The sequence below is a fragment of the Lacinutrix himadriensis genome (assembly GCF_001418105.1).
In the GTDB taxonomy this organism is placed as follows: domain Bacteria; phylum Bacteroidota; class Bacteroidia; order Flavobacteriales; family Flavobacteriaceae; genus Oceanihabitans; species Oceanihabitans himadriense.
Genome location: NZ_LIQI01000019.1, coordinates 1 through 21,917 on the forward strand (window position 1 = coordinate 1; position 21,917 = coordinate 21,917).

The following is a 21,917-nucleotide window of genomic DNA, read 5'->3' on the forward strand; positions in this document are numbered from 1 at the left end:
TCTTCGCATGTTGGACAACAAGTAATTGCTACTTCTTCTTTCATACATGAATCCTCAGGATTATTTACGTCATACACAAACATGGTTAACTGTCCATTCCCATTATTCTCAAAAGTATTTAGTCCTTCTTCCAAAGGTATTTCTCCACTACCCATATCTACAGTGAAATTAAAACAATTATCCTCATTTTGAGGAACCATTATTTCAACAAAATGACAATTTTCAATAGTAGTTACAGAACTAGCTACAGTTTCAAAAGCCTCTTCACATGTTGGACAACAAACAATTTCCACCTCTTTTTTAGCACATGGCATTGTTGCATTGTTAAGGTTATAAACAAGTAAGGTTAATCCTCCATTCTCATTATTTTCCATGGTATTTATTCCCGTTTCTAAAGGATATTCTCCATCTCCTAGACCTCCTACAGTAAAATTAAAACAACTATCTATATCTTCTGGAACTGTTATTTGAACAAAATGACAGTTTTCAATAGTAGTTACAGAATTAGCAACAATTTCAAAAGCCTCTTCCATGTTGGACAACAAGTAATTGCTATTCTTCTTTCATACATGATCCTCAGGATTATTTACATCATACACAAACATGGTTAATTGTCCATTCCCATTATTCTCAAAAGTATTTAGTCCTTCTTCCAAAGGTATTTCTCCACTGCCCATATCTACAGTGAAATTAAAACAATTATCCTCATTTTGAGGAACCATTATTTCAACAAGATGACAATTTTCAATAGTAGTTACAGAACTAGCTACTGTTTCAAAAGCCTCTTCACATGTTGGACAACAAACAATTTCAAATTCTTTCTTTAAACAAACTTTTTTAGGATCGAAAGCATTCGCTATATACAAAGTATAATGATTGGATTCATCAATTTCAATATGAGTAGTACCCGATTCAATTTGCGTTTGATTATCGTCTAATATCACTAGAATATCATAACAATTCAAAATTTCTTCCGGAATAACAATTTGTAAAATTTTACAATCAATTATTGTAGAAATACCATTTAATACGATCTCATTCACGGTATCACAATCCATACACGGACCTTGATAACATGTTGCAGGAATGGTCCATGCTGTAGTAATTGTATCTGAATAACTGCTATTAGGATCAAACACAGTAAACTGAATATAATAATTAGCATCTTGGTCTGGAAATGCGAAATCATTAACATCAAAACTAATACTATCTGTATGATACAATTCTTCGTCATTAGTTAAAATACCGTTACCATTAGCGTCATCAAATACTTGCCACAGATATGTTTGTCCAGGACAATCATCTCCAAATATTTGTCCGATAAACTCTAGAGGACAGCCTTCTGTACTTTGTAAAAAGCTAAAATCTAATTCAAAATCGGTACATGGATTATCAAAACAGGTATCTGGAATAGGCCAAAGAACCGTTAGCGTTTCAGAATAATCACTATTTGGTGCCAAAATGGTAAACTCAATGATATAGTTTGCATAAGGATCTGGAAATGAAAAATCGCCATTATCAAAACTAATTTCTGTTGTTTGAAAAACTAAAGTATCTCCACTATCGATAATACCATTACCATTCTCATCATCAAAAACTTCCCATAAGTACGTTTGTCCAGGACAATCATCTCCATCATTAACACCAGTAAAACCTAAAGGACAACCTGTTACTTCGTCTTGTAAAAAAGAGAAATTTGGCTGAAAATTATTACAATTAACATGACAATCTACATCCACATTGATTATTCCCGTACAAGTTTCATTAGAATATACATTTGTCAATAAGAATTCTATGTCGTAAGCACCATTAATATCAAAATTAATAAGGTTTGTTCCTTCTTGAATTAGTAATTGTTGTCCGTCTACAGTTACTTGTACACTATAACAATCAAAAGTAGATGGCGCAATAACAAAAGCATATTCGCCACAATCTCCTCCAGATTCAGTAAAAGAATTATCCATTTGATTAAAAATAGTTTGACAATTTAGGCAAGGTGGAGGTGTACAAGAAGCAAATACATATTTAGTACTTGAAATACTTCCACATGCATTGCTCACCGTATGTGTTACCTGATAGAAACCAGGAGATGCATATCCATGTGTAGGGTTTGAAAAATTAGTATCCGTTCCAACTCCTGAAATAATAGTACCGTCTCCAAAATCCCATTCATGTACATCATAGGTCTCATTAGATTGAAAGCTAAATAAACAATTACTAGCATTTAGATTACTAGAAAATCCGGAATCTGAAGGAATACCTCCTGAATTAACAGAAATAGCAACATCTGCAGTAGAGTTTACTGCATTAAGGTTGTTATTTACCACTAAGTTTTGACTACCAAATGTAGCAGGAAATACACGTCTTAATTGTAAATTTACAGGTCCTAATATATTGGATAGAATTATTTGTGAACCATTTGCATTAACGCTATCTACACTATATTGAGAAGCAGGATTGCTCATAAGAATACCATTTGCATCGTATGCTCCGGATGCATCGGCCAAGTCTGTAAGTTGCACTGGTGCCGCAGTGTTTGTTACATCCCACCATTGATATTGCATATTAGCTACATCACATAAATCTATCCCAATAGTGTGCGTGGTTCCACAATCGACTGCATAACTATTTGGTGTTTGTTGCAGACGATCTTCAATAAGTTCAATTCTATCAATAGCTAACACGTATAAATTACGAATGGATGGTGCAGCAATACCTAAATCATAAAACGAACCATTAATTGGATGCGAAAAGTTTAAAAACTCATAATCTGGGTCTGATGGAGAAGTAAAACTAAGTACAGTCTGCGACCATGGAATTGTTGGAGAACTATCTGTTATTATATTAACGTGGTTCGCTTCAAAATTATTAGAAGTAGGATTATTTCCTGTAACCGTTTGCGTTATTTCATTATGTGAATATGAAACAGATCCAGGAAACCCTGAAAAATCTTTGCTCAACGTTACATTAATTCCAATATTAGGCATGATATCCATATTTGCATTATATGACACTCCAAGTCTAGCAGGATTAGTACCATCGTTTTTATGGTATGATAAAATATAAGTGACATTTGGTTCCATATTACTTACAGATGTAGAAACTCCTTCTGTTAAAGTTGTAAAATCACCATTTGCATCAGGAGCTCCTACTTGTGCACTAAAACTTAGTCGGCCACCTATTCCTCCAGGTAAACCATCAAAACTTCTTATTTGCGTATTATTAATACACGACGGATCGTTAGGCATCCAATCTGAGTTTGTAAACGCATCTCTCCATCCAGGAGGCATGGTGTTAAGATATAAACAAGAGTTATATGGTGCGTTTATGCTATCATGTATCACATCTGGATTACAAATTAAATTACAAGGATCTGTGTTAGTGCAACCAAACTCTGCTCCCGGACAAGCAACAATTTCAACATCTACATATGTATAATTACCAAAATCACCTTGGTTATCCATAGGTTGGTAACGCAATTGCACGGTTCCTATATTTTGATAAGTTGGATTGTACTCAAAAACTCGATTAGGTGCAACACCACTAATAACAGCTAATTCATTTCCATTAGAATCTGTAAAATTGGAAACACTAAGGTTGGAACCTGTATCATTATTTAGTAAATCGGACTCATTAATAAGAACAACGGAATCATCACAATTATCTGAGATTGCAACATTAGGTACATCATCACCACCAAAAACTACGGGGTTACATCCTGGTAAACCAAATACATTTACATTAGATATATTAGTTACAATAGCCGGATTACCAAATTGTACAACATTAGCGTGGCCATAACTATTAGAAACTAGATAATTTAAATCGCACAACACATTAATCTGATCTACATCTAAGCGTTTTGAGACTCCTGGTAATGTTGCAGGTCCCATTACGTATTCATTTGAAGGGATTAAACAATCATCATTTAGATCAATATGGCTTAAACTAGTTCCAGTAACATATGTTGGAGGGGCATAAATAGAAAAATTTGCACTTCCAAGTCTAATACCAGTGATAGCCGATTCACATCCAGAGGTTAAAAGACTAGTATTTAGTACTGGATTAAAATTCCAGACGCTTCCATTATTAACAATAACATCCGTTCCAGACTCCGTTTTTAAAAGCGTATCAAAAGGATAGTAAAAACCAAGTTTTGGCGCACCATTTACATCTATCCCAGATGCAAAACCTAGAGCATGCATAAGCTCATGTAATAGTACACCATATAAATCTACTTCACTACCTATACTACTAGGATTGTTAAAGTCGGTAAACCAGTTATAACTAAAATTCATTCTTATATAACCATCCCAATCATTAGGCTGATTTGTTCCAGAATTAATAGCTTTCCAAACATTCCCTTCAATCACAGATCCCTCTGTAAAACCTGCACCATCATAGTAAGAGGATGCGGCACCTAATGGGCCTCCTGTGGAGGAGAAAGACCTAATTTCAAACTTAACAGGCTCTGTACTTGCAGCTCCGTTTTCAATGAGGAGCTTCTCTATATCGGCAAATAATTGTGCTAATACATTTCTGTACGCTTCCCCTTGACTATTTAAGGAGGTAAAATTATCTTCATTCACAGCACCATCTGGACTAGCAATGTATAAGGCAAAAAGCCCATCTGGACTAATATAATCAGGTGCGTTTGGGATTGCTCTTCCAGTTTCATCAAAATCTTTATTTATGGTTTTATGAAACCGGTTACCAAAGCGATCTACAAATTCATTCTCTGGACTATGTATTCGATGCCCGGATTTATCATTGCTAAAATGGTTGTTATTCTCACAAAACTCCACGGAATTAAAATCCTCAATAACGGATTTACATTGCAAATTTGTATTCTGGGCGTGAGAAAAAATCGACAATAAAATCCCTAATATTGTCAATAAAAAAGAGTGTTTTTTAATCATAATAATAAGTTGGTTTTAGGTTAAGTTCCTTAAAGATACCAAATTATTTCATAATCAATGGATACCACTTTAGTTTAAAGAGTAGAAATTCTAATCATTGAAGAGTAATTTTCAATCTATTATTTTTCCTACAAAAATGTAATGAAAAAATACAATGCGACTATTAAAACGGTAAATAAAAAGAGAATACATTCTGAATGCTTCCTTTTTAATGCGTGTATACTTCAAGAATGAAAAACCTCCGTTTTAGTAAAGTAATTATTTAAGTTGTTTTTTTCCTTTTAGAAAACAAACTTTTTATAGTTATAATATTAAGAGGAAACTCTAGCATCACATGAGATACACTTAGAAAAATTGAGATTACCAGACCTAACCTGTAGTCATATAAATAACATAATAATATTACAATCCAGATTCCTAAAATACCTAATGCCTTCTTGGTTGTTAATTGCTTATGCCAACCAATAATTGTTGTCTTTGAAAACCAATTAAGGTAATGATAAATGTATGCAAAGGCAATAAATATTTGAATTTTTAAATCTATTTTCTCGTAGAAAAAGAACTTTAAATCTTCATAAACACCAAAAAGTTTAGCAAGATTAGCATTTAGTAGGTGAAAATTATTATTTAAATAGGTGTTTTTAACTCCTTCAGAAAACTGATAATTAAAGATCCCAGTATCCAAAAAGATTAAGCTTAAAGGCAATGCAATAATTAAAATAATATTAAGTATTCCATATATAGATTTTTTCTTCTTTACGCCGTACATCATAAAAAGTAGCGTGAATAGATATACATGAATAATTGTTGGCAATAATACGCCATTAATTAAAAGATAAGCTTCTGTTGTATACGTCCAAAAAGATAATAGTATTGCAATTATAAAACTAAAAACAAATACCTTATACGTTTTATAAAACAAAGCCAAAACAGCCGAAATTAGTATAAAAAACAGAACGAAATTTGAATATTCTCCAATTTTATAGATTAGAAATGCAATGGCAGATTCGTTTATAAGTTTTGACAAGATAGAAAGACTAAAAACGTAAGGAATGGAATAAATAATAGCTGCAGCTAACACTAAATATTTCCAATACGAATTGGAGACAAAATAATTTTTATCAGCAATCCAATTGGTTTCTGTGAGATAGTGCAATGGCCCTAAAAATGCATAAGCGAAAAGGAAAAATTCAAAAGGTAAAAAACAAGCAAGGGTAAAACTAGCGAGTATTAAAATTAAATTTAACTTATCGATATTAAGTATTTTCATTAATTGTAATTTATAAAAACATAAAAAGCTACACGTAAAGTGTAGCTTTTTATGTTTAGGAATTAAGTTTATTAATCTATAACCATCTTCTTAGTATCTATTTTTCTTCCGTTAACATATAACGTATAATAATACATACCAGAAGCAAGAGAATCGCTATTAAAAAATAGTTCGTGATCTCCTAATTTGGTAAGCGATACATTATCTATTATTTGTCCAGATGTATTACTAAATACAATGGCAGCACTTTTATTAGAAGTAGGCACATAATATTTAATAGAAGTGGTTCCGTTAAAAGGATTTGGTATATTTTGATATAAAATAGGACCGACACTTTTACTTGTATGGTCATCTAATCCTGGTGTTTCGGCAGATAACGTTTGACAAGCACAAGCCTCTAAAGTTTCCATTCTAGTTGTTAAATCAGATAGAATAGGTGATAAATCAACCATTACCGAATTTCCTCCTTCAATAGCAACTGTAAGTGTATTCCCTGAAAGGGTTGCAGAAGTTAAGTTTTGTGCATCGGTATTATCTAAATATCCAGATAAATCTACAGTAGAAGCATTTCCTGAAATACTTAAAGTATTTGTTGCTAAAGATATTGCTTGTTCATCTGTTCCTGCTCCATCTTGTAAAGTAGATAAATCTATTGTTGTAGCATTTCCTGTAATTCCTAATGTAGTTCCAGATAGAGTTAGTCCCTGTGCATCGGTATTATCTAAATATCCAGATAAATCTACAGTTCCTGCATCTCCAGTAATACTTAGTACATCGGAAGTTACCGATATAGCTTGCGAATCTGTATTTGCTTCTGTTACATTCCATAAAGTTCCATCCCAAGTAACTAAGGCATCTAAATCGGTATCATAAACCATTAATCCTTGGTGCGTTGCATCAATAGGGTTTCCATCTGCCGCAGCAGTTTCTAATGCAACACGCTCTGCAGTGGTTAATCTATTAATTAATAGACCTTTGTCTGTATCTGCAAGCTCTAAGGATGCATTTGGATTTGCAGCAAGCGTACCAATACCTACACTATAACGATTTGTAACTGTATCTCCACCTAAAGTTAATGTATTTGCAGTTGTTGATGTTACGTTGTTTCCTATAACAATAGCATTGTTTTCCGTTGTACTACTATTAGCTCCAATAACAATTTGATTATTTCTATTATCATTTGTTCTTGTACTCGCATTGTAGCCTATAACAATATTATCGGTACCTCTAACTCTTGAGCCTCCCCCAATAAACACATTTCTCTCTCCTCCTGTATTGGCAGAAAAATTTGCATCATGTCCAATACCAACATTATCACTTCCTTCACGGTTAACACCACCTGCTACAGCTCCTAAATACGTATTTCTATTCGCGTTTGAAGTAGAATTTGTACGATTATTATCATAGCCCGCTCCATATCCAACAAAAGTATTTAAGTCCGCATATTCAGTACTTGCTCCTGCCCCATAACCTAAAAAGGTATTAGCAATTCCAACACCATTATCTGCACCTGCTCCGGAACCGAAAAAAGAATTTCCATGCCCAGTGGTATTATCATATCCAACCCCTCCATAGAGAGACGTTAATTCATAAGCTCCATTACCTCCTAAAGATTCATCTATAGCTATTCCTATTCCTGAATTAGATTCACCTCCTACAAACGTATTACCTTCTCCTGTAGTATTCGTCCTTCCTGCAGTGCTTCCAACAAAAGTATTATCGTCTCCTTCCGTATTGGAAAAACCTGCATCTTCTCCTATAAAAACATTGTCACGTCCTATTGTATTACTTGTTCCAGATTCTTCACCAATAAAAGTATTGTCATACCCTGTTGTATTATTTTCTCCAACTTCTGTACCTATAAAAGTATTATCGGTCGCTGTATTTAAACGTCCTGCTTCTGTACCAATAAAAGTATTATCGGTTCCATTTATATTTGAAAAACCCGCATAACGTCCAATAAACACATTTTCAAGGCCAGTCGTTTGATTGGCTCCAGCAGATGTACCTAACATCGTATTACTATTACCAGAAGATAAAGAAGCACCTGTTCCATCTCCAATTAAAACATTATAGTCTCCAGTGGTGATGCTTGACCCTGTGGTATAGGTGATATTAGTTCCAGTTCCAGTTCCGTCATCTTCGGTTACCGTTGTTCCTAAGGTTTCATTAGCAGTTTGCGCTATAGGAAATTACTCATGCAAAATATGCATAGTAATAAAAAGTACTTTTTGTTCATAATATTTGGGGTATTTAGTTAGTTAATAAGGTTTTATTCTCTCGTAAACCATTAAAAACGGAAATTTATACTTTAATACCTTTAATCACAAGTATTACTGAAAAATAATATAAAAACAGGTATTTTTACGGTATGAACGAGTATATAGATATTTTCACCAAAACAGGAAAACCAACAGGCAAAACTGCTCCGAAATCGGAAATACACACAAAAGGCTATTACCATAATACCGCGCATATTTGGTTTTACACAAAAAAAGGTGAAATATTATTAGCACAACGCGCTGCTTCCAAAACCATATATCCTTTACTTTGGGATGTTTCAGTTGCCGGACATATTGATGCTGGCGAAACCATAAAACAAGGTGCTATTAGAGAAGTAAAAGAAGAAATCGGACTTACCATTTCTGAAACCGATTTAGAAAAAATTGGCGTTTTTGAATGCTTTCAATCCTACCCGAACGGCATTACAGATAACGAATTTCACCATACATTTATTACCGAATTACAAGTAGATTTTTCCAGCTTAATATTTCAAATAGAAGAAGTAGAAGCGCTAAAATTAGTTTCTATTTCCGAATTTAAAGATCTACTAAAGAATAGCGAAACGAATAATCATTTTGTTGCTAGTAATTATAACTATTATATGAAAGTTATAGATGCCATTCGTTATAAAAGACACTAAAGATTATACTATAAAATCATTTTATTAGTTACCACTAATTATGAAAACAAAAAACTCAACCTTTATGGTTGAGTTTTTTAAATTATCACGACTGAAGACTTTAAGCCCCTAATTGACTGATTAAATAGCTAAAATGACACCCCTACATGTCATTTTTTATGGTTACAAATCGTGAATTATCGATTACAATAATTATAATAATTAAGATTTTCTACTGAATATCTTTTTATTATGAAACAAAACTAACTCCTAAACAGACAATACGTGTCCGTTTTAAATATTTGACAATAAAAAATAGAATTTTTTCTTAAGTTTATAGGGCATGAAACTTACTATAAAGAAACACATAAATTGAAGTCTATTTATTAAATGTTTATTGCAACATACTTTGATTCATAGTTTTATATAAATGTACTAGCCTTTTGCTGAATCCCTCTATCTGCTTTAACCAACACTTTTTTAGTTAATGCAACATTTATGCTGTACTTATGGATATTATCTGCATTTGACATCCAATCTTCCATTCGCATTTTACCTTTCGATTGATTGATGGTTCGCAAAGTAACCGAAACATTTTCTGGACAGTTAACCACTTCTGCTATTTCTGCATTGGTTAAGCGATCTCGATACGCCATAAAGACTTCTTCGGAAGAACGTATGTGCTCATAATCATATCTATCGCCACCACGTAAAGTTTCTCCTGTGTAACAATCGCTATAAAGGGCTATGCCATCTCCACCTCTGTGCAAAGCTTGTTGATGCATTTTTGCTTTTACTTTGGTGAAAAGCAGGTCTATTTCAGCGCGGCGGTATGGGCGGTTGGGGTTGTTTTTCAATTACAAATCAAATCTTCACAAGAAACCTGTTCCCAATTATGAAAACCAACCTCAGGATTCTCTTCTGTCCCTTTACAAGTTATAGTAGTTTTTAATTGAGAAGATACCGTGTCATTTTTCTGAATGCCACAGATTTTGCATTTGTAGGTAGCCATAATTTAATAGGTAAAGTAGTTTGGTTTTAATTTCAATTGTAAATCTATATTCTAAACAGACAAAACCTGTCCGTTTAAATTTTATTACAATCATTATGTAACAATAAAACAGAGATTCTCCATGTAAATGGACATACATTAACTAAAAATAAAATTGAAAAAAAGAATAATTGCCGTTAAGGCTGGAGATTACTTATAGTAGCCCAACATGAGCTCTAAATGGTGCTTTACATAATTTTTAATAGGTAACGGACTAACCACTTTTACCCAAAGATTGTATTTTAATACATCCATTAAAAACTCATAATTTGGTTCTACAAACACTTTAATTTCTCCCCAAATATCTGGATTAGCATAATCTAAATCCTTTGTGTCTTGTCTTTTAGGAAACGATACAATTTCTTGAGAGTGATGTAACGGGTTTGTCTCTAAATACTTAAAATGATGATTAGCAACTTGCATATAAATCCATACTGGAGCTATGTTCGATTTTAATATACCTATTGCATTTTTAAAATAATCTTCTGGATTAAAATCTATTGGATTTTTCACTTGTAGCTTGGTAATCTGTAGCATTTTAATTCTGTCATCCAAGCAAAAAGCATATATACCAAACTGCTCATTATGAGCCATTAAATACCAAGCCTTATTAATTTCTTTAATATGTAAGGGCTGAAAAAAACCAGTAATAGTTTGAAAACCATTATCATCATACCATCCTTGATAAGTAATCTCTATAATTATATTATGCTCAATCGCCTGTATTAACGGCACTAAATCTACGCGAGAACTTAAAGAGCTACGCGCTGTTGTTACATGTGTTTTCCATGCATGCGCATGATGATGCAAAAGATAGAGTTCTGTTTTTTCATAAACGTCTTTTAATACCGGACTTATCTCAAATTCGTCTATATAATAACCATAGTTACGCTTGTGTAAAACAACTACCTGGTAATAGGACTTTATTTTATTTAGATCCCGTTTAATTGTTTTTTGTGAGGATTGACTCAATTTATCATAAAGAGAATCTTCTATATTATTAAAATGCAACTGATCTAAAGCATTTTGCAGATCGGAAAGTGGTACATAACCATTTTTTTCAATTCCATATACTTTAGGATTTGAAATAATACGTAATACATAATAGCGCCTAAGAAACTCTGGAGTCATATTTCTATTTGTAAAAACGAATGTAATAATAATCTTTCAAATGAATAAAAGGAATCTGTTTTTATATATTTGAAAACTAAATACATTTCATGACATCGGTTTTTAGTAAAAAAGATTTTATTGCTACCAAATGGTTTACTCTAGAAAAAATAATACAGCTTATTACTGGTGTTTTTATAGTTCCTCAAATTTTTAATGTCCTAGGTGCTATTGATCTAGGAAAACTCAAGTTTGTAGAATCCATTTTAGGCATGCTTACCCCTTTGTATTTTTTAGGCCTATCTTCTATTTGCATAAGAGAGATAGTATATAAGCCCAAAAATAGCTCCCAAATTCTAGCTACAGCTTTTTACCTTAGACTTACAAGTTGGTTTATTCTATTCATTGCCATTTTAATCTATTTTAGCATTGTTAAAGAAAGCCCATTAACAGGCCTATACCTCATTATCGCTTGTAGTTACTTTTTTAAACTAACCGATATTTTCGAGTATTATTTACTAGCAAAAAAATGGACAAAATATATTTTTATTAGCAAAATAATAAGCTTAATCATTATAGTTTCCTTACAGTATTACGGAGTAAAAAAGCAATTGGATGTTTACTATTTTGCCAAACTTATTATTCTTGATTTTATAATTCAAGGATGTATTTATGGTATCATTTTGAAACACAAAAAACCACTTCTGTTTAAGAAATGGACCTTTTCATGGCCTTTAGGAAAATCATTATTAAAAATGTCTTTTCCCTTAATACTTTCTAACAGTTTGATAATGTTTTATATTTCTATTGATGAGTTGTTTTTAAAATATTTTTATGACGACTATGCCAACGGAATTTTTGCAACAGTACAGTTTTTAGTGATTGGACTAAGTTGGAATATTGGATTCTCCATAATCAATGCCTTATATCCTTCTTTAGCCAAATCCTTTCAGAAAAACAAAACGCAATATATCCAAAAAATAAAAATGCTTATAAAAATCATGCTCGTTTTAGGTCTTGCTATTGGAGGTTTTTATACTTTTTTTGGAACCCTTATTTTAGACCGCTTTTTCGCAGCATCTTTTGCCCAAGCAAAAACAGCTTTATTCATATTCTGTTGGGCTCCTCTATTTGTTTTTATAGGTATGATTTATGAAAAACACCTCATTAATACAGGGGACTTGCATAAAAACGTGTATCGCTTTTTAATAGGCTGTGCAGTAAACGTAATTTTGTGCTATGTATTAATTCCTATTTATTACGTTAATGGCGCTGCAATTGCTGTTTTAGCCAGTCATTTTATCACAAATATTGCCTATGTTTTTATAGATAAAGAAAGCAGAAAGCAAGTAGTCTCTATTTTTTAATTATTTTTGAATTATGCATTTACTCGCCTTAGCAATAGCTCCAGTTTTTATAATCATCTTATATATTTATTATAAAGATAAATACGACAAAGAACCCAAACGTTTATTGCTGTATAGTTTTTTGCTTGGTGCCATTGTTAGTATCCTAGTTACAACCGTACTTTATGTAATTTCAGATTACACAATTCCTATTGTTATTAAGGGAAACACTAGTGTATTACAGCTTTTTATTAAAGCCTTTTTTATTGTTGGCCTAATTGAAGAGTTTAGCAAATACATTATTGTGCGCTATTTTGCACAATCTAATAAAGCGTTTAATGAACAGTTTGATGGTATTATATACGCAGTAATGGTTTCTATGGGATTTGCTGCTACAGAAAATATCATGTATGTACTGCAAGGTGGTATAGAAACTGCACTTTTAAGAGCTTTCACAGCCGTTCCAGCACACGCAACTTTCGCTATAATAATGGGCTTTTTCATGGGGAAAGCAAAGTTTTCAAAAAACAGAAGAGGACTCAATTTACTAGGCTTACTTCTAGCCGTTATATTTCATGGTACTTATGACTTTTTTCTGTTTCTAGAGTTTATACCAGGTATTTGGGTTGGCGCTTTTGTTTCTTTATTTCTAGGCATACTATTATCCAGAAAAGCAATCCACACACATTCTAAAAACTCGAGATTTAAAGATTCCTTTACTATATAAATCGAAATGTTTACGTGTTTACATCCGTATGAAATCTAACAAAGACCTTTTAACTATCTTATTCTTGTTTTATTAACAGAAAATAATACAAGTACTTTTTTCCTTTATTAGTAACTTTATTTTCATAAAAACAAAACCATAATGTTTTAGATGAAGTGTGCGTGCTATACGAATGCCATCCTTATTTAGAAACCAATCAATTCATACACCTAAAAATTTAAACTATAGCAAATTAGCATAAATTCAATTATTCTACTCAATCGTTTTCGTAATTATACATATATTTGCTTGTATTTAAATTAAATAAAATGAACAAGTCCTATACGGTTAAAGTCAATAATTCTAGCGAGATAGCTATTACTGACAAAGAAATTTCTTCATTAGATTCTATTAAAACATCTGCATCTAAATTTCATGTACTTCAGAATAACACTTCGTTTAAAGCTGAAATTACAGAAGCTCATTTCGACGAAAAAACATATAAAGTAAAAATCAACAACAACACCTATAACATTAACATTCTTAATGACTTAGATGCATTAATAAAACAAATGGGATTTGAAGTTGGAGCAACAAAAAAAGTAAACGATGTTAAAGCTCCAATGCCTGGATTAATTTTAGAAATTAATGTAACAGTTGGTCAAGAAGTTAAAGAAGATGACGCGCTTTTAATATTAGAAGCCATGAAAATGGAAAACGTTTTAACTTCACCAAGAGACGGAATTATAAAATCAATTGCTGTTGCAAAAAGTGATGCCGTTGAAAAAAACCAATTACTAATAGAATTTGAATAACATGAAAAAATTACTAGTAGCAAACAGAGGGGAAATTGCAATTCGTGTTATGAAAACTGCAAATAAAATGGGCATTAAAACCGTTGCGGTCTACTCTACTGCAGACCGAAATGCACCGCATGTAAAGTTTGCAGACGAAGCTGTTTTAATTGGAGAAGCACCATCCAACAAATCGTATTTATTAGGAGATAAAATAATAGAAGTCGCAAAAAGCTTACAGGTAGATGCGATTCATCCGGGTTACGGATTTCTTTCTGAAAATGCAGATTTTGCGGAAGCTTGCGAAAAAAACAACATCCTTTTTATTGGTCCGAAATCGAAAGCCATTAAAATTATGGGATCTAAGCTTGCAGCAAAAGATGCTGTAAAAGCGTACAACATCCCAATGGTTCCTGGTACAGACGAAGCGATTACCGATATTCCGGAAGCCAAAAAAATTGCTGCTAAGATTGGGTTTCCAATTTTGATTAAAGCATCTGCTGGAGGAGGCGGAAAAGGAATGCGTGTTGTAGAAAAAGAAGCCGATTTTACATCACAAATGGACAGAGCAATTAGCGAAGCTGTAAATGCTTTTGGTGATGGTTCTGTTTTTATTGAAAAATATGTGACTTCTCCACGACATATAGAAATTCAAATCATGGCAGATACCCATGGTAATGTTGTTCATTTATTTGAACGGGAATGCAGTGTACAACGTCGTCACCAAAAAGTAGTAGAAGAAGCACCTTCTGCAGTTTTAACTCCAGAAATGCGTAAAAAAATGGGCGAAGCTGCTATAAAAGTAGCCAAGTCTTGTGATTATGTTGGCGCAGGAACTGTGGAGTTTTTACTCGATGACGACCTTAACTTCTATTTCTTAGAAATGAATACCCGTTTGCAGGTAGAACATCCGGTAACCGAATTAATTACCGGAACCGATTTAGTAGAGCTGCAAATTCGTGTTGCAAGAGGAGAAACACTTCCTATACAACAAGAAGATTTAAAGATTACAGGTCATGCACTAGAATTACGTGTATATGCCGAAGATCCTTTAAACGATTTTTTACCAAGCGTAGGGAATTTAGAAGTCTACCAATTGCCTGTTGGGGAAAATATAAGAGTAGATAATGGTTTTGAACAAGGTATGGATATTCCTATTTATTACGATCCAATGCTTGCAAAGCTTATCACCTACGGAAAAACAAGAGCGGAAGCAATACAACTCATGCAAAAAGCAATACAAGAATATCATGTAGAAGGTATTCAAACTACCTTGCCTTTTGGAACATTTGTTTGTGAACATGAAGCATTTCGTTCTGGAAATTTCGATACCCATTTTGTAAAGAAATATTATTCCGCGGAAGCGTTAAAAGAAAAGCACGAAGAAGAAGCTAAAATAGCAGCATTAATTGCTGTAAAACAATACATAGAAGATCAAAAAACATTAAGATTACCTCATTAATTTAAAATCTAAGTTGTCATTCCGTACTGGTTACGGAATCCACAATGAAACAAATAGATTCTGCATCATAGCGCAGAATGACAAAATTGAAAATAATATGGAATCCAAAATAAAAAACCTTAACGAAAAACTTGCTAAAGCCTTTTTAGGTGGCGGACAAGCACGTATTGATAGACAACACGAAAAGAAAAAACTTACTGCTAGAGAACGCGTAATGTATTTACTAGACGAAGGTTCTTTTGAAGAAATTGGTGCTTTGGTAACCCACAGAACCAAAGATTTTGGCATGGAAAAGCAACAGTTTTATGGCGATGGTGTGGTTACTGGTTATGGTACTGTAAACGGAAGATTGCTTTACGTATTTGCGCAAGATTTCACTGTTTTTGGTGGTTCTTTATCTGAAACACATGCAGAGAAAATTTGCAAGGTTATGGATTTAGCGCTTAAAGTTGGTGCTCCAATCATTGGTTTAAACGATTCTGGAGGCGCACGTATTCAAGAAGGAGTTCGTTCTCTTGGTGGCTATGCAGACATTTTTTATAAGAATGTGCAATCGTCTGGAGTGATTCCGCAGATATCTGCAATCATGGGTCCATGTGCTGGAGGAGCAGTATATTCGCCTGCAATGACCGATTTCACCATTATGGTAGAAGATACTAGTTATATGTTTGTAACTGGACCAAACGTTGTTAAAACAGTAACTAACGAAGAAGTTACTAGCGAAGAACTTGGTGGCGCAAGCACACATTCTACCAAATCTGGAGTAGCACATAAAACATCATCTAATGATGTGGAATGCTTAGAGGATGTAAAAAAACTATTAAGTTACTTACCACAAAACAACACAGAAACTCCTGCCCTATTGCCTTTTGAATTAAAAGACGAAGTACGAGATAGCTTATCAGATATTGTTCCAAATAACGCGAATAAACCGTATGATATGCACGCAGTTATTTCTGGTATTATTGACGAAGATTCTTTTTATGAAATACATAAAGACTACGCAGAAAATATCCTAGTTGGTTTTGCACGCTTAGGCGGAAGAAGTATTGGTATTGTGGCTAATCAACCTATGTTTTTAGCTGGAGTTCTAGATGTAAATAGTTCTAAAAAAGCGGCTCGATTTGTCCGTTTTTGCGATGCTTTTAATATTCCGTTATTGACTTTAGAAGATGTACCCGGATTTCTACCAGGAACCGATCAAGAATGGAACGGTATTATTATTCATGGCGCAAAATTATTATATGCGTTTAGTGAAGCAACCGTACCAAGAATAACGGTAATTACGCGAAAAGCTTATGGTGGTGCTTATGATGTGATGAATTCGAAACATATTGGAAGCGATATGAATTTTGCTTGGCCAAGTGCCGAAATTGCCGTTATGGGAGCAAAAGGAGCTGCTGAAATTATTTTCAAAAAGGAAATTAATGCTGCGGAAGATAAAGACGCCAAATGGAAAGAAAAAGAAGCAGAATATGCCGAATTATTTGCAAATCCGTATAGTGCAGCAGAACGAGGTTTTATTGACGAAGTAATACTTCCTAAGGACACCAGACGAAAGCTTATTAAAGCGTTTGCAATGCTAGAAAACAAAGAGGTTGTTAGACCAAAACGCAAGCATGGTAATATTCCGTTGTAAAATAATTGCAAATCCTTTAATGGCAGGACTATCCTCCTACTATTAGCGATATCATGTCATTAGAATACCTTTCATAATCGCTACAAGTGCCATATAATCTAGATGTTTCAAGAACATCTACTACTTCTACTTTAAAAAGAAAAGAGATAGATTCGAAAATCATTACAACCTATAAAATGATTTTCGAATCCATTTCTATATGCGTTTTTTTATGCGTTTTTTTATATGCAATGCTAAATCTACTTGGTTGGTATTTTAAAAAAACGAAATCTAAATCCCCATTTTTAGCAAATACGAATGTTCTAAAACGAAAATCTTCATTTAGGCATTCCCTTAAACCCTCAAATATTTTATTAAAATAAAATTACTTTAAAATCACTCCACCTAAACACCTCCAAAAAAGCACTATGTTTTTGTTATAAAAGGAGTTAAAAAATATTTTAAAAAAATCCTTATTTTTATTTGGAATAAATATAAATAAGGATACTTTTGTAAAAAATTTAAGACGTGTTTCCAAACCAAACCTTATCCATTTATCTATTTCTATTTTTTAGTATTTCTGCTATCGCTCAGCAAGGAGACTTTTACGGTAAAGTAAAATTTAACACCAAAGAACCCGCTGTTGCTACCTATATCATGCTTAAAGGTAAATCCATTGAAAAAGAAACAAGCGCAAATGTAAACGGTGCTTTTAATTTTAAGAACCTTCCGTTTGGCACTTATACCCTAGCATTTTATTCCTTAGATGCAAAACCTAAAACGATTACGGTATTGCTAGATTCTAAAAGCAAAGAAGTAAATATTGTATTAGAAATATCCGAATTTCAAGAATTAGACGAAGTGCTTGTTCGATCGAAAACAGTACAACAAAAAATAGAAGAAAAAGGGTTTGCAGTTAATGTCATTGAAACCAAAGCTGCAGCAATACAATCCATTCAGGTAAATGAATTATTAGATCAATCTGCTGGTGTTCGCGTTAGACAATCAGGTGGTTTAGGTTCTCATGCACATTATAACTTAAATGGAATGACCGGAAATTCTGTTAAAGTTTTTATTGACGGTGTTCCTATTCGAAATTTCGGACCTTCCTTTTCTTTAAACAGCATCCCTCCTTCTTTAATCAAACGAATAGAAGTTTACAAAGGTGTTGTGCCTCCGCATTTATCGGATGATGCCATGGGAGGCGCTATTAATATTGTATTAAATAGCATTACTAAAAACGAATTAAAAGCATCCATTTCTGCTGGGTCTTTCGGAACCTATCGTGCAGATATAAATGGTGGATACCGAAACAACAAAAATGGTTTTACCGCAAGAGGTTCTGCTTTTGTAAATTATGCCGATAACAATTATAAAGTTTCTGGAGATCAAGTTGCAGTAGCACTTTCTGCTGGTACTCCAGATGTTTATATTGAAGCAGAACGTTTTCATGACAGATACAGATCGCAAGGTGGTAAAGCAGAATTTGGTTATACCAATGTAGCATGGGCAGATAAATTACTAGCGAGTGTATTGCTTTCCAATATGGATCAGCAAATACAAACAGGTGCTACTATGGAAATTGTTTATGGTAATAGATTTACCGAACAAAGGACAAATATGTACAGTTTGGATTATGCAAAAAAAGATTTTATTAAAAATCTAGATTTTAGTGCTTTTGCTTCTTTCTCCAAATTACACCGAAAAACGATAGATACTATTGCTACGCAATACAGTTGGTTAGGCCATCCTACCAGTTATTATAACGATCCAGACGTTTGGGCTTCGGGAGCGGAAGCTGGTGATCCAACCCTACAAAAAGATATAGATCAAACCATTAACACAAGAACAAACTTAGCATACCATCTAAACGAAAATAACACCATTCAATTAAACCATTTGTTAAATACGTTTACAAGAGATTCGGATGATCCGATGCTTCCCGCTGTAGAAAATGCACTAAAAGAAGAACGTGAATACAGTAAATCGATTTTAGCACTTTCCTTTGAAAACGTAGCATTTAAAGATAAACTAAGGACTTCTATTTTTGCGAAATCCTATTATATAGACAGAACTTCTAAATTAAGAACTAGAACTTCTAACACATCGACTGCAACTATTGTGATTGAAGAAAACAATATAAGCTCGAACGATTTGGGGTATGGAGGTTCCATTTCTTATACCTTTTCTCCAAAGTTCACCGTATTTGGTTCTGCTGAAAAAGCGATTCGTTTACCAGAAGCTAACGAGGTATTTGGTAATGTTGCAGCCAATGTAAATGCTTCTGTAAATCTGAAACCAGAACATAGTAACAACTATAATTTAGGTTTTTCCTATGATAATATAGCGTATAAAAAACACACTTTTGGAGTTACATCTAACGTGTTTATTAGAGATACTGAAGATTTAATTATGCAATTCCCTACAGGAAGTAATGAGGAATTCTTCGAAAATTCGAATATCGGAAAAATATACACAGAAGGTTTCGACTTTACCCTAAACTATAATTATAACGAAAAAATATACTTTAGTGGTAATACCTCTTTTTTTAATGCTAGAGATTACAATGTAACCTATGATGTAGACGGAAACCCAATTACACCAAGCTATGAGCGATTAGCCAATACGCCATATTTTACAATGAATTATAATTTAAAATTCGATACTTCGGATTTTATTCAAAAAGGATCTAAACTATCTAGCTACACCAATTTACTTTATGTTCATGAATTTTTCAGACATGGTAGTACGCTTGGTGGAGCAGGAAAAACAACGATTCCTAGTCAAACATCTTTCGATGCAGGATTTGCTTATACTTTTCCGAAAAAGAAAATCACATTAAGTTTTGATGTAAAAAACATATTGAACAATCAAATATTCGATAATTACGCGCTGCAAAAACCAGGAAGAGGTTTTTATAGCAAACTTTCATTTACAATTTTATAAAACCAATTTTAATCTAAACATTATGAATTTTAATTTCAAATCTTTATTAAATATAGTCTGTTTATCGGCTATAACTTTAGTTACATTTTCTTGTGGTAGTGATGATGATATTTCTTCTGGAAGCACAGAAGGAGAATCTGCCTATAGACCATACCATTTAGTAATAGGATCTAGCGCAACAGGAAATTCGGCTACATATACGCAAGGAGTAACTGTAGAAGAACTTAACGACCCAACCAAAACATTTACATTTAATGGTTTTGGTTATGAAGTACCATCTACACGTACAGCAAGAGTTTACACATCTAATGATGGAAAAACAGTATACAACTTGAATTATGGTGGTGGTGATATTTCTAAATATAACTACGTTAGCGGACAAAACTATAATTTAAGCTTAACAACCGATATTCAAGCGGTAATGGGAACAGCATATCCGCGTTGGACAAAAATTGATGATAATTATGCCATGTTGCATAATGTAAATACAGAAAACATCTATGAAGACCCAACAGATGAAACTTCTCCTTACATAAGAACTATCGCGACAGTTACTTTAGCTAGAGTAGATTTAAATACCATGTCTGTTTTAGAAAACACTTCTTTTGAATTTCCTTATAACAATGATGAAACTGCAGAAGGAATTCACACCTTTCGTATTGATGCTCCTGTAATTACCAATGGAAAATTATACTATGGTGTTGCTAAAAGATTTTTTGACGCTTTAACTGGTGAAAATGGAACTATGGTTTATGATAATGTAGAAACTTTAGTTGTTGACTACCCTTCTTTAGAGAATGAAACTACTATTACATCTACTTTAGCACAGGGTTCTACTAATGGTTACAGAACTCCAGTTGCACATAAAGATGAAAACGGAGATACCTACCAACTAGTAACTAACGGAGATGCGTCTATAATGAAAATTAGTAATGGTGTTTATGATACTTCATACAATACATTCAATATTAAATCACTTTTAGGTCATAATGCCGAAGCGAACACAGGTTGGTTCTATGTAGGTAATGGTATTGGTTATGTTCCTGTTTTAAATACAGATTTAGGAGATGATGCAAGTTCTAATTGGGATATTGTTCGTGTAGATGTTTATAATAAAACAGCTGTGAAATTGAATATTTCTTTAGACTTATGGTTACGTCAATACCAATGGGCAAGTGTTATTGATGGTAAATTATATATGGCATTAACCTCTTTAGGAGGTTCTGGGAATGTGTATATTTTAGACCCAAGTTCTACTAGTGCTGATGGTTTTACAACTGGAGCAACACTACATACTGGAACTGCTGATGCATCTTATATTGGGCTATTCTAAAACTGAATGCCATTTTAAAAAAATTAAAAAGCCAAAACAAGATCTTGTTTTGGCTTTTTTCTATTTCGTTATTAGGTATTTAGGAAAGTATTTCAGAATAAAACTTATTTTTATTTGCTCGATAATTAGCAACGGTTTCTAAGTATTTCTTTCTAAAATCTTCATGCTTATTGATGTAATACAAATCACATTCAAAATTATCACATTCTTTGTATTGGGGCATGGTATTTTTATACCCGTTCAATGCATTTAAAACAGATTGGTTTTTAATAATTACTTCTAAAAATTGATCTCTAAAGTCTCTATTCTTGATAACATTGGATGCTATTTTGGATAATCTATCACTTTCATTAATAATATAATCAATGTGATTCATCCATAAATTTAATTCTTCAGCACTTCTTTTCTGAATAATCTGCTCATCTGTATCATGGTTAAAAAATGTATTTAATTCCATAAT

General features: G+C 33.0%; 17 protein-coding genes. 8 read left to right on the forward strand and 9 right to left on the reverse strand.

The window, feature by feature from the left end:
* The 4 genes from AMD28_RS05745 to AMD28_RS05760 all read right to left on the reverse strand — a co-directional run.
* A partial coding sequence (locus tag AMD28_RS05745; RefSeq protein WP_055443202.1) for a hypothetical protein occupies positions 1–533 on the reverse strand: 533 nt, incomplete at its 3' end.
* A 30-nt stretch (positions 534–563) separates the two neighbouring features.
* On the reverse strand, positions 564–4,841 hold the full coding sequence (locus AMD28_RS05750; protein WP_161804619.1) for a PKD domain-containing protein: 4,278 nt from the start codon (positions 4,839–4,841) through the stop codon (positions 564–566).
* 340 nt (positions 4,842–5,181) lie between these two features.
* Positions 5,182–6,189: a hypothetical protein gene (locus AMD28_RS05755; protein ID WP_055443204.1), complete on the reverse strand. Its 1,008-nt coding sequence runs from the start codon at positions 6,187–6,189 to the stop codon at positions 5,182–5,184.
* Positions 6,190–6,260: 71 nt separating this feature from the next.
* A complete protein-coding gene (locus tag AMD28_RS05760) occupies positions 6,261–8,204 on the reverse strand; it encodes a T9SS type A sorting domain-containing protein (RefSeq protein ID WP_055443205.1) in 1,944 nt (647 codons plus the stop codon).
* A 356-nt stretch (positions 8,205–8,560) separates the two neighbouring features.
* On the opposite strand from AMD28_RS05760, the gene AMD28_RS05765 reads away from it, so the two are divergent.
* Entirely contained in the window at positions 8,561–9,112 is a 552-nt protein-coding gene (locus AMD28_RS05765) for an NUDIX hydrolase (RefSeq protein WP_055443206.1), read from the forward strand.
* 401 nt (positions 9,113–9,513) lie between these two features.
* Here AMD28_RS05765 and AMD28_RS05770 read toward each other — a convergent pair whose 3' ends face one another.
* The 3 genes from AMD28_RS05770 to AMD28_RS05775 form a co-directional block, all read right to left on the reverse strand.
* A complete protein-coding gene (locus AMD28_RS05770; protein ID WP_055443207.1) occupies positions 9,514–9,876 on the reverse strand; it encodes a hypothetical protein in 363 nt (120 codons plus the stop codon).
* Positions 9,877–9,944: 68 nt separating this feature from the next.
* Positions 9,945–10,103 (reverse strand): hypothetical protein, encoded by a 159-nt coding sequence (locus tag AMD28_RS18600; RefSeq protein WP_161804620.1) that lies wholly within the window; start codon positions 10,101–10,103, stop codon positions 9,945–9,947.
* Positions 10,104–10,292: 189 nt separating this feature from the next.
* Positions 10,293–11,273 (reverse strand): helix-turn-helix transcriptional regulator, encoded by a 981-nt coding sequence (locus tag AMD28_RS05775; protein WP_055443208.1) that lies wholly within the window; start codon positions 11,271–11,273, stop codon positions 10,293–10,295.
* Between the two features lie 89 nt (positions 11,274–11,362).
* Here AMD28_RS05775 and AMD28_RS05780 point away from each other — a divergent pair, with 89 nt between their 5' ends.
* The 5 genes from AMD28_RS05780 to AMD28_RS05800 all read left to right on the forward strand — a co-directional run bounded on the left by AMD28_RS05780 (position 11,363) and on the right by AMD28_RS05800 (position 17,199).
* Complete coding sequence (locus AMD28_RS05780) at positions 11,363–12,619, forward strand: oligosaccharide flippase family protein (RefSeq protein WP_055443209.1); 1,257 nt, start codon at positions 11,363–11,365, stop codon at positions 12,617–12,619.
* Positions 12,620–12,632: 13 nt separating this feature from the next.
* Positions 12,633–13,325: a PrsW family intramembrane metalloprotease gene (locus AMD28_RS05785; protein WP_055443210.1), complete on the forward strand. Its 693-nt coding sequence runs from the start codon at positions 12,633–12,635 to the stop codon at positions 13,323–13,325.
* Between the two features lie 308 nt (positions 13,326–13,633).
* The gene (locus AMD28_RS05790) at positions 13,634–14,119 is read left to right on the forward strand and encodes an acyl-CoA carboxylase biotin carboxyl carrier protein subunit (protein WP_055443211.1); all 486 of its coding nucleotides are present in this window, start codon (positions 13,634–13,636) and stop codon (positions 14,117–14,119) included.
* Between the two features lies 1 nt (position 14,120).
* Complete coding sequence (gene accC, locus AMD28_RS05795; protein ID WP_055443212.1) at positions 14,121–15,560, forward strand: acetyl-CoA carboxylase biotin carboxylase subunit; 1,440 nt, start codon at positions 14,121–14,123, stop codon at positions 15,558–15,560.
* 97 nt (positions 15,561–15,657) lie between these two features.
* Positions 15,658–17,199 (forward strand): acyl-CoA carboxylase subunit beta, encoded by a 1,542-nt coding sequence (locus AMD28_RS05800; protein ID WP_055443213.1) that lies wholly within the window; start codon positions 15,658–15,660, stop codon positions 17,197–17,199.
* Positions 17,200–17,227: 28 nt separating this feature from the next.
* Here the strand turns inward: AMD28_RS05800 and AMD28_RS19005 are convergent, their stop codons facing one another.
* Positions 17,228–17,362, reverse strand: coding sequence for a hypothetical protein (locus tag AMD28_RS19005; protein WP_275077397.1), 135 nt, complete (start codon positions 17,360–17,362; stop codon positions 17,228–17,230).
* A 344-nt stretch (positions 17,363–17,706) separates the two neighbouring features.
* Between AMD28_RS19005 and AMD28_RS05805 the strand changes: the two genes are divergently transcribed.
* Entirely contained in the window at positions 17,707–20,124 is a 2,418-nt protein-coding gene (locus tag AMD28_RS05805) for a TonB-dependent receptor (protein WP_055443214.1), read from the forward strand.
* A gap of 22 nt (positions 20,125–20,146) precedes the next feature.
* Positions 20,147–21,457 (forward strand): hypothetical protein, encoded by a 1,311-nt coding sequence (locus AMD28_RS05810; protein ID WP_055443215.1) that lies wholly within the window; start codon positions 20,147–20,149, stop codon positions 21,455–21,457.
* A gap of 79 nt (positions 21,458–21,536) precedes the next feature.
* Here AMD28_RS05810 and AMD28_RS05815 read toward each other — a convergent pair whose 3' ends face one another.
* On the reverse strand, positions 21,537–21,914 hold the full coding sequence (locus AMD28_RS05815) for a hypothetical protein (protein WP_055443216.1): 378 nt from the start codon (positions 21,912–21,914) through the stop codon (positions 21,537–21,539).
* Positions 21,915–21,917 lie beyond the last annotated feature (3 nt).

Excerpts from the sequence above, each read along its gene's own strand:
- AMD28_RS05755 (WP_055443204.1), bottom strand. The coding sequence starts at position 6,189 with ATGAAAATACTTAATATCGATAAGTTAAATTTAATTTTAATACTCGCT.
- AMD28_RS05760 (WP_055443205.1), bottom strand. The coding sequence starts at position 8,204 with ATGTTAGGTACATCTGCTGGAGCCAATCAAACGACTGGCCTTGAAAAT.
- AMD28_RS05765 (WP_055443206.1), top strand. The coding sequence starts at position 8,561 with ATGAACGAGTATATAGATATTTTCACCAAAACAGGAAAACCAACAGGC.
- AMD28_RS05770 (WP_055443207.1), bottom strand. The coding sequence starts at position 9,876 with ATGCATCAACAAGCTTTGCACAGAGGTGGAGATGGCATAGCCCTTTAT.
- AMD28_RS18600 (WP_161804620.1), bottom strand. The coding sequence starts at position 10,103 with ATGGCTACCTACAAATGCAAAATCTGTGGCATTCAGAAAAATGACACG.
- AMD28_RS05775 (WP_055443208.1), bottom strand. The coding sequence starts at position 11,273 with ATGACTCCAGAGTTTCTTAGGCGCTATTATGTATTACGTATTATTTCA.
- AMD28_RS05780 (WP_055443209.1), top strand. The coding sequence starts at position 11,363 with ATGACATCGGTTTTTAGTAAAAAAGATTTTATTGCTACCAAATGGTTT.
- AMD28_RS05785 (WP_055443210.1), top strand. The coding sequence starts at position 12,633 with ATGCATTTACTCGCCTTAGCAATAGCTCCAGTTTTTATAATCATCTTA.
- AMD28_RS05790 (WP_055443211.1), top strand. The coding sequence starts at position 13,634 with ATGAACAAGTCCTATACGGTTAAAGTCAATAATTCTAGCGAGATAGCT.
- accC (WP_055443212.1), top strand. The coding sequence starts at position 14,121 with ATGAAAAAATTACTAGTAGCAAACAGAGGGGAAATTGCAATTCGTGTT.
- AMD28_RS05800 (WP_055443213.1), top strand. The coding sequence starts at position 15,658 with ATGGAATCCAAAATAAAAAACCTTAACGAAAAACTTGCTAAAGCCTTT.
- AMD28_RS19005 (WP_275077397.1), bottom strand. The coding sequence starts at position 17,362 with ATGATTTTCGAATCTATCTCTTTTCTTTTTAAAGTAGAAGTAGTAGAT.
- AMD28_RS05810 (WP_055443215.1), top strand. The coding sequence starts at position 20,147 with ATGAATTTTAATTTCAAATCTTTATTAAATATAGTCTGTTTATCGGCT.
- AMD28_RS05815 (WP_055443216.1), bottom strand. The coding sequence starts at position 21,914 with ATGGAATTAAATACATTTTTTAACCATGATACAGATGAGCAGATTATT.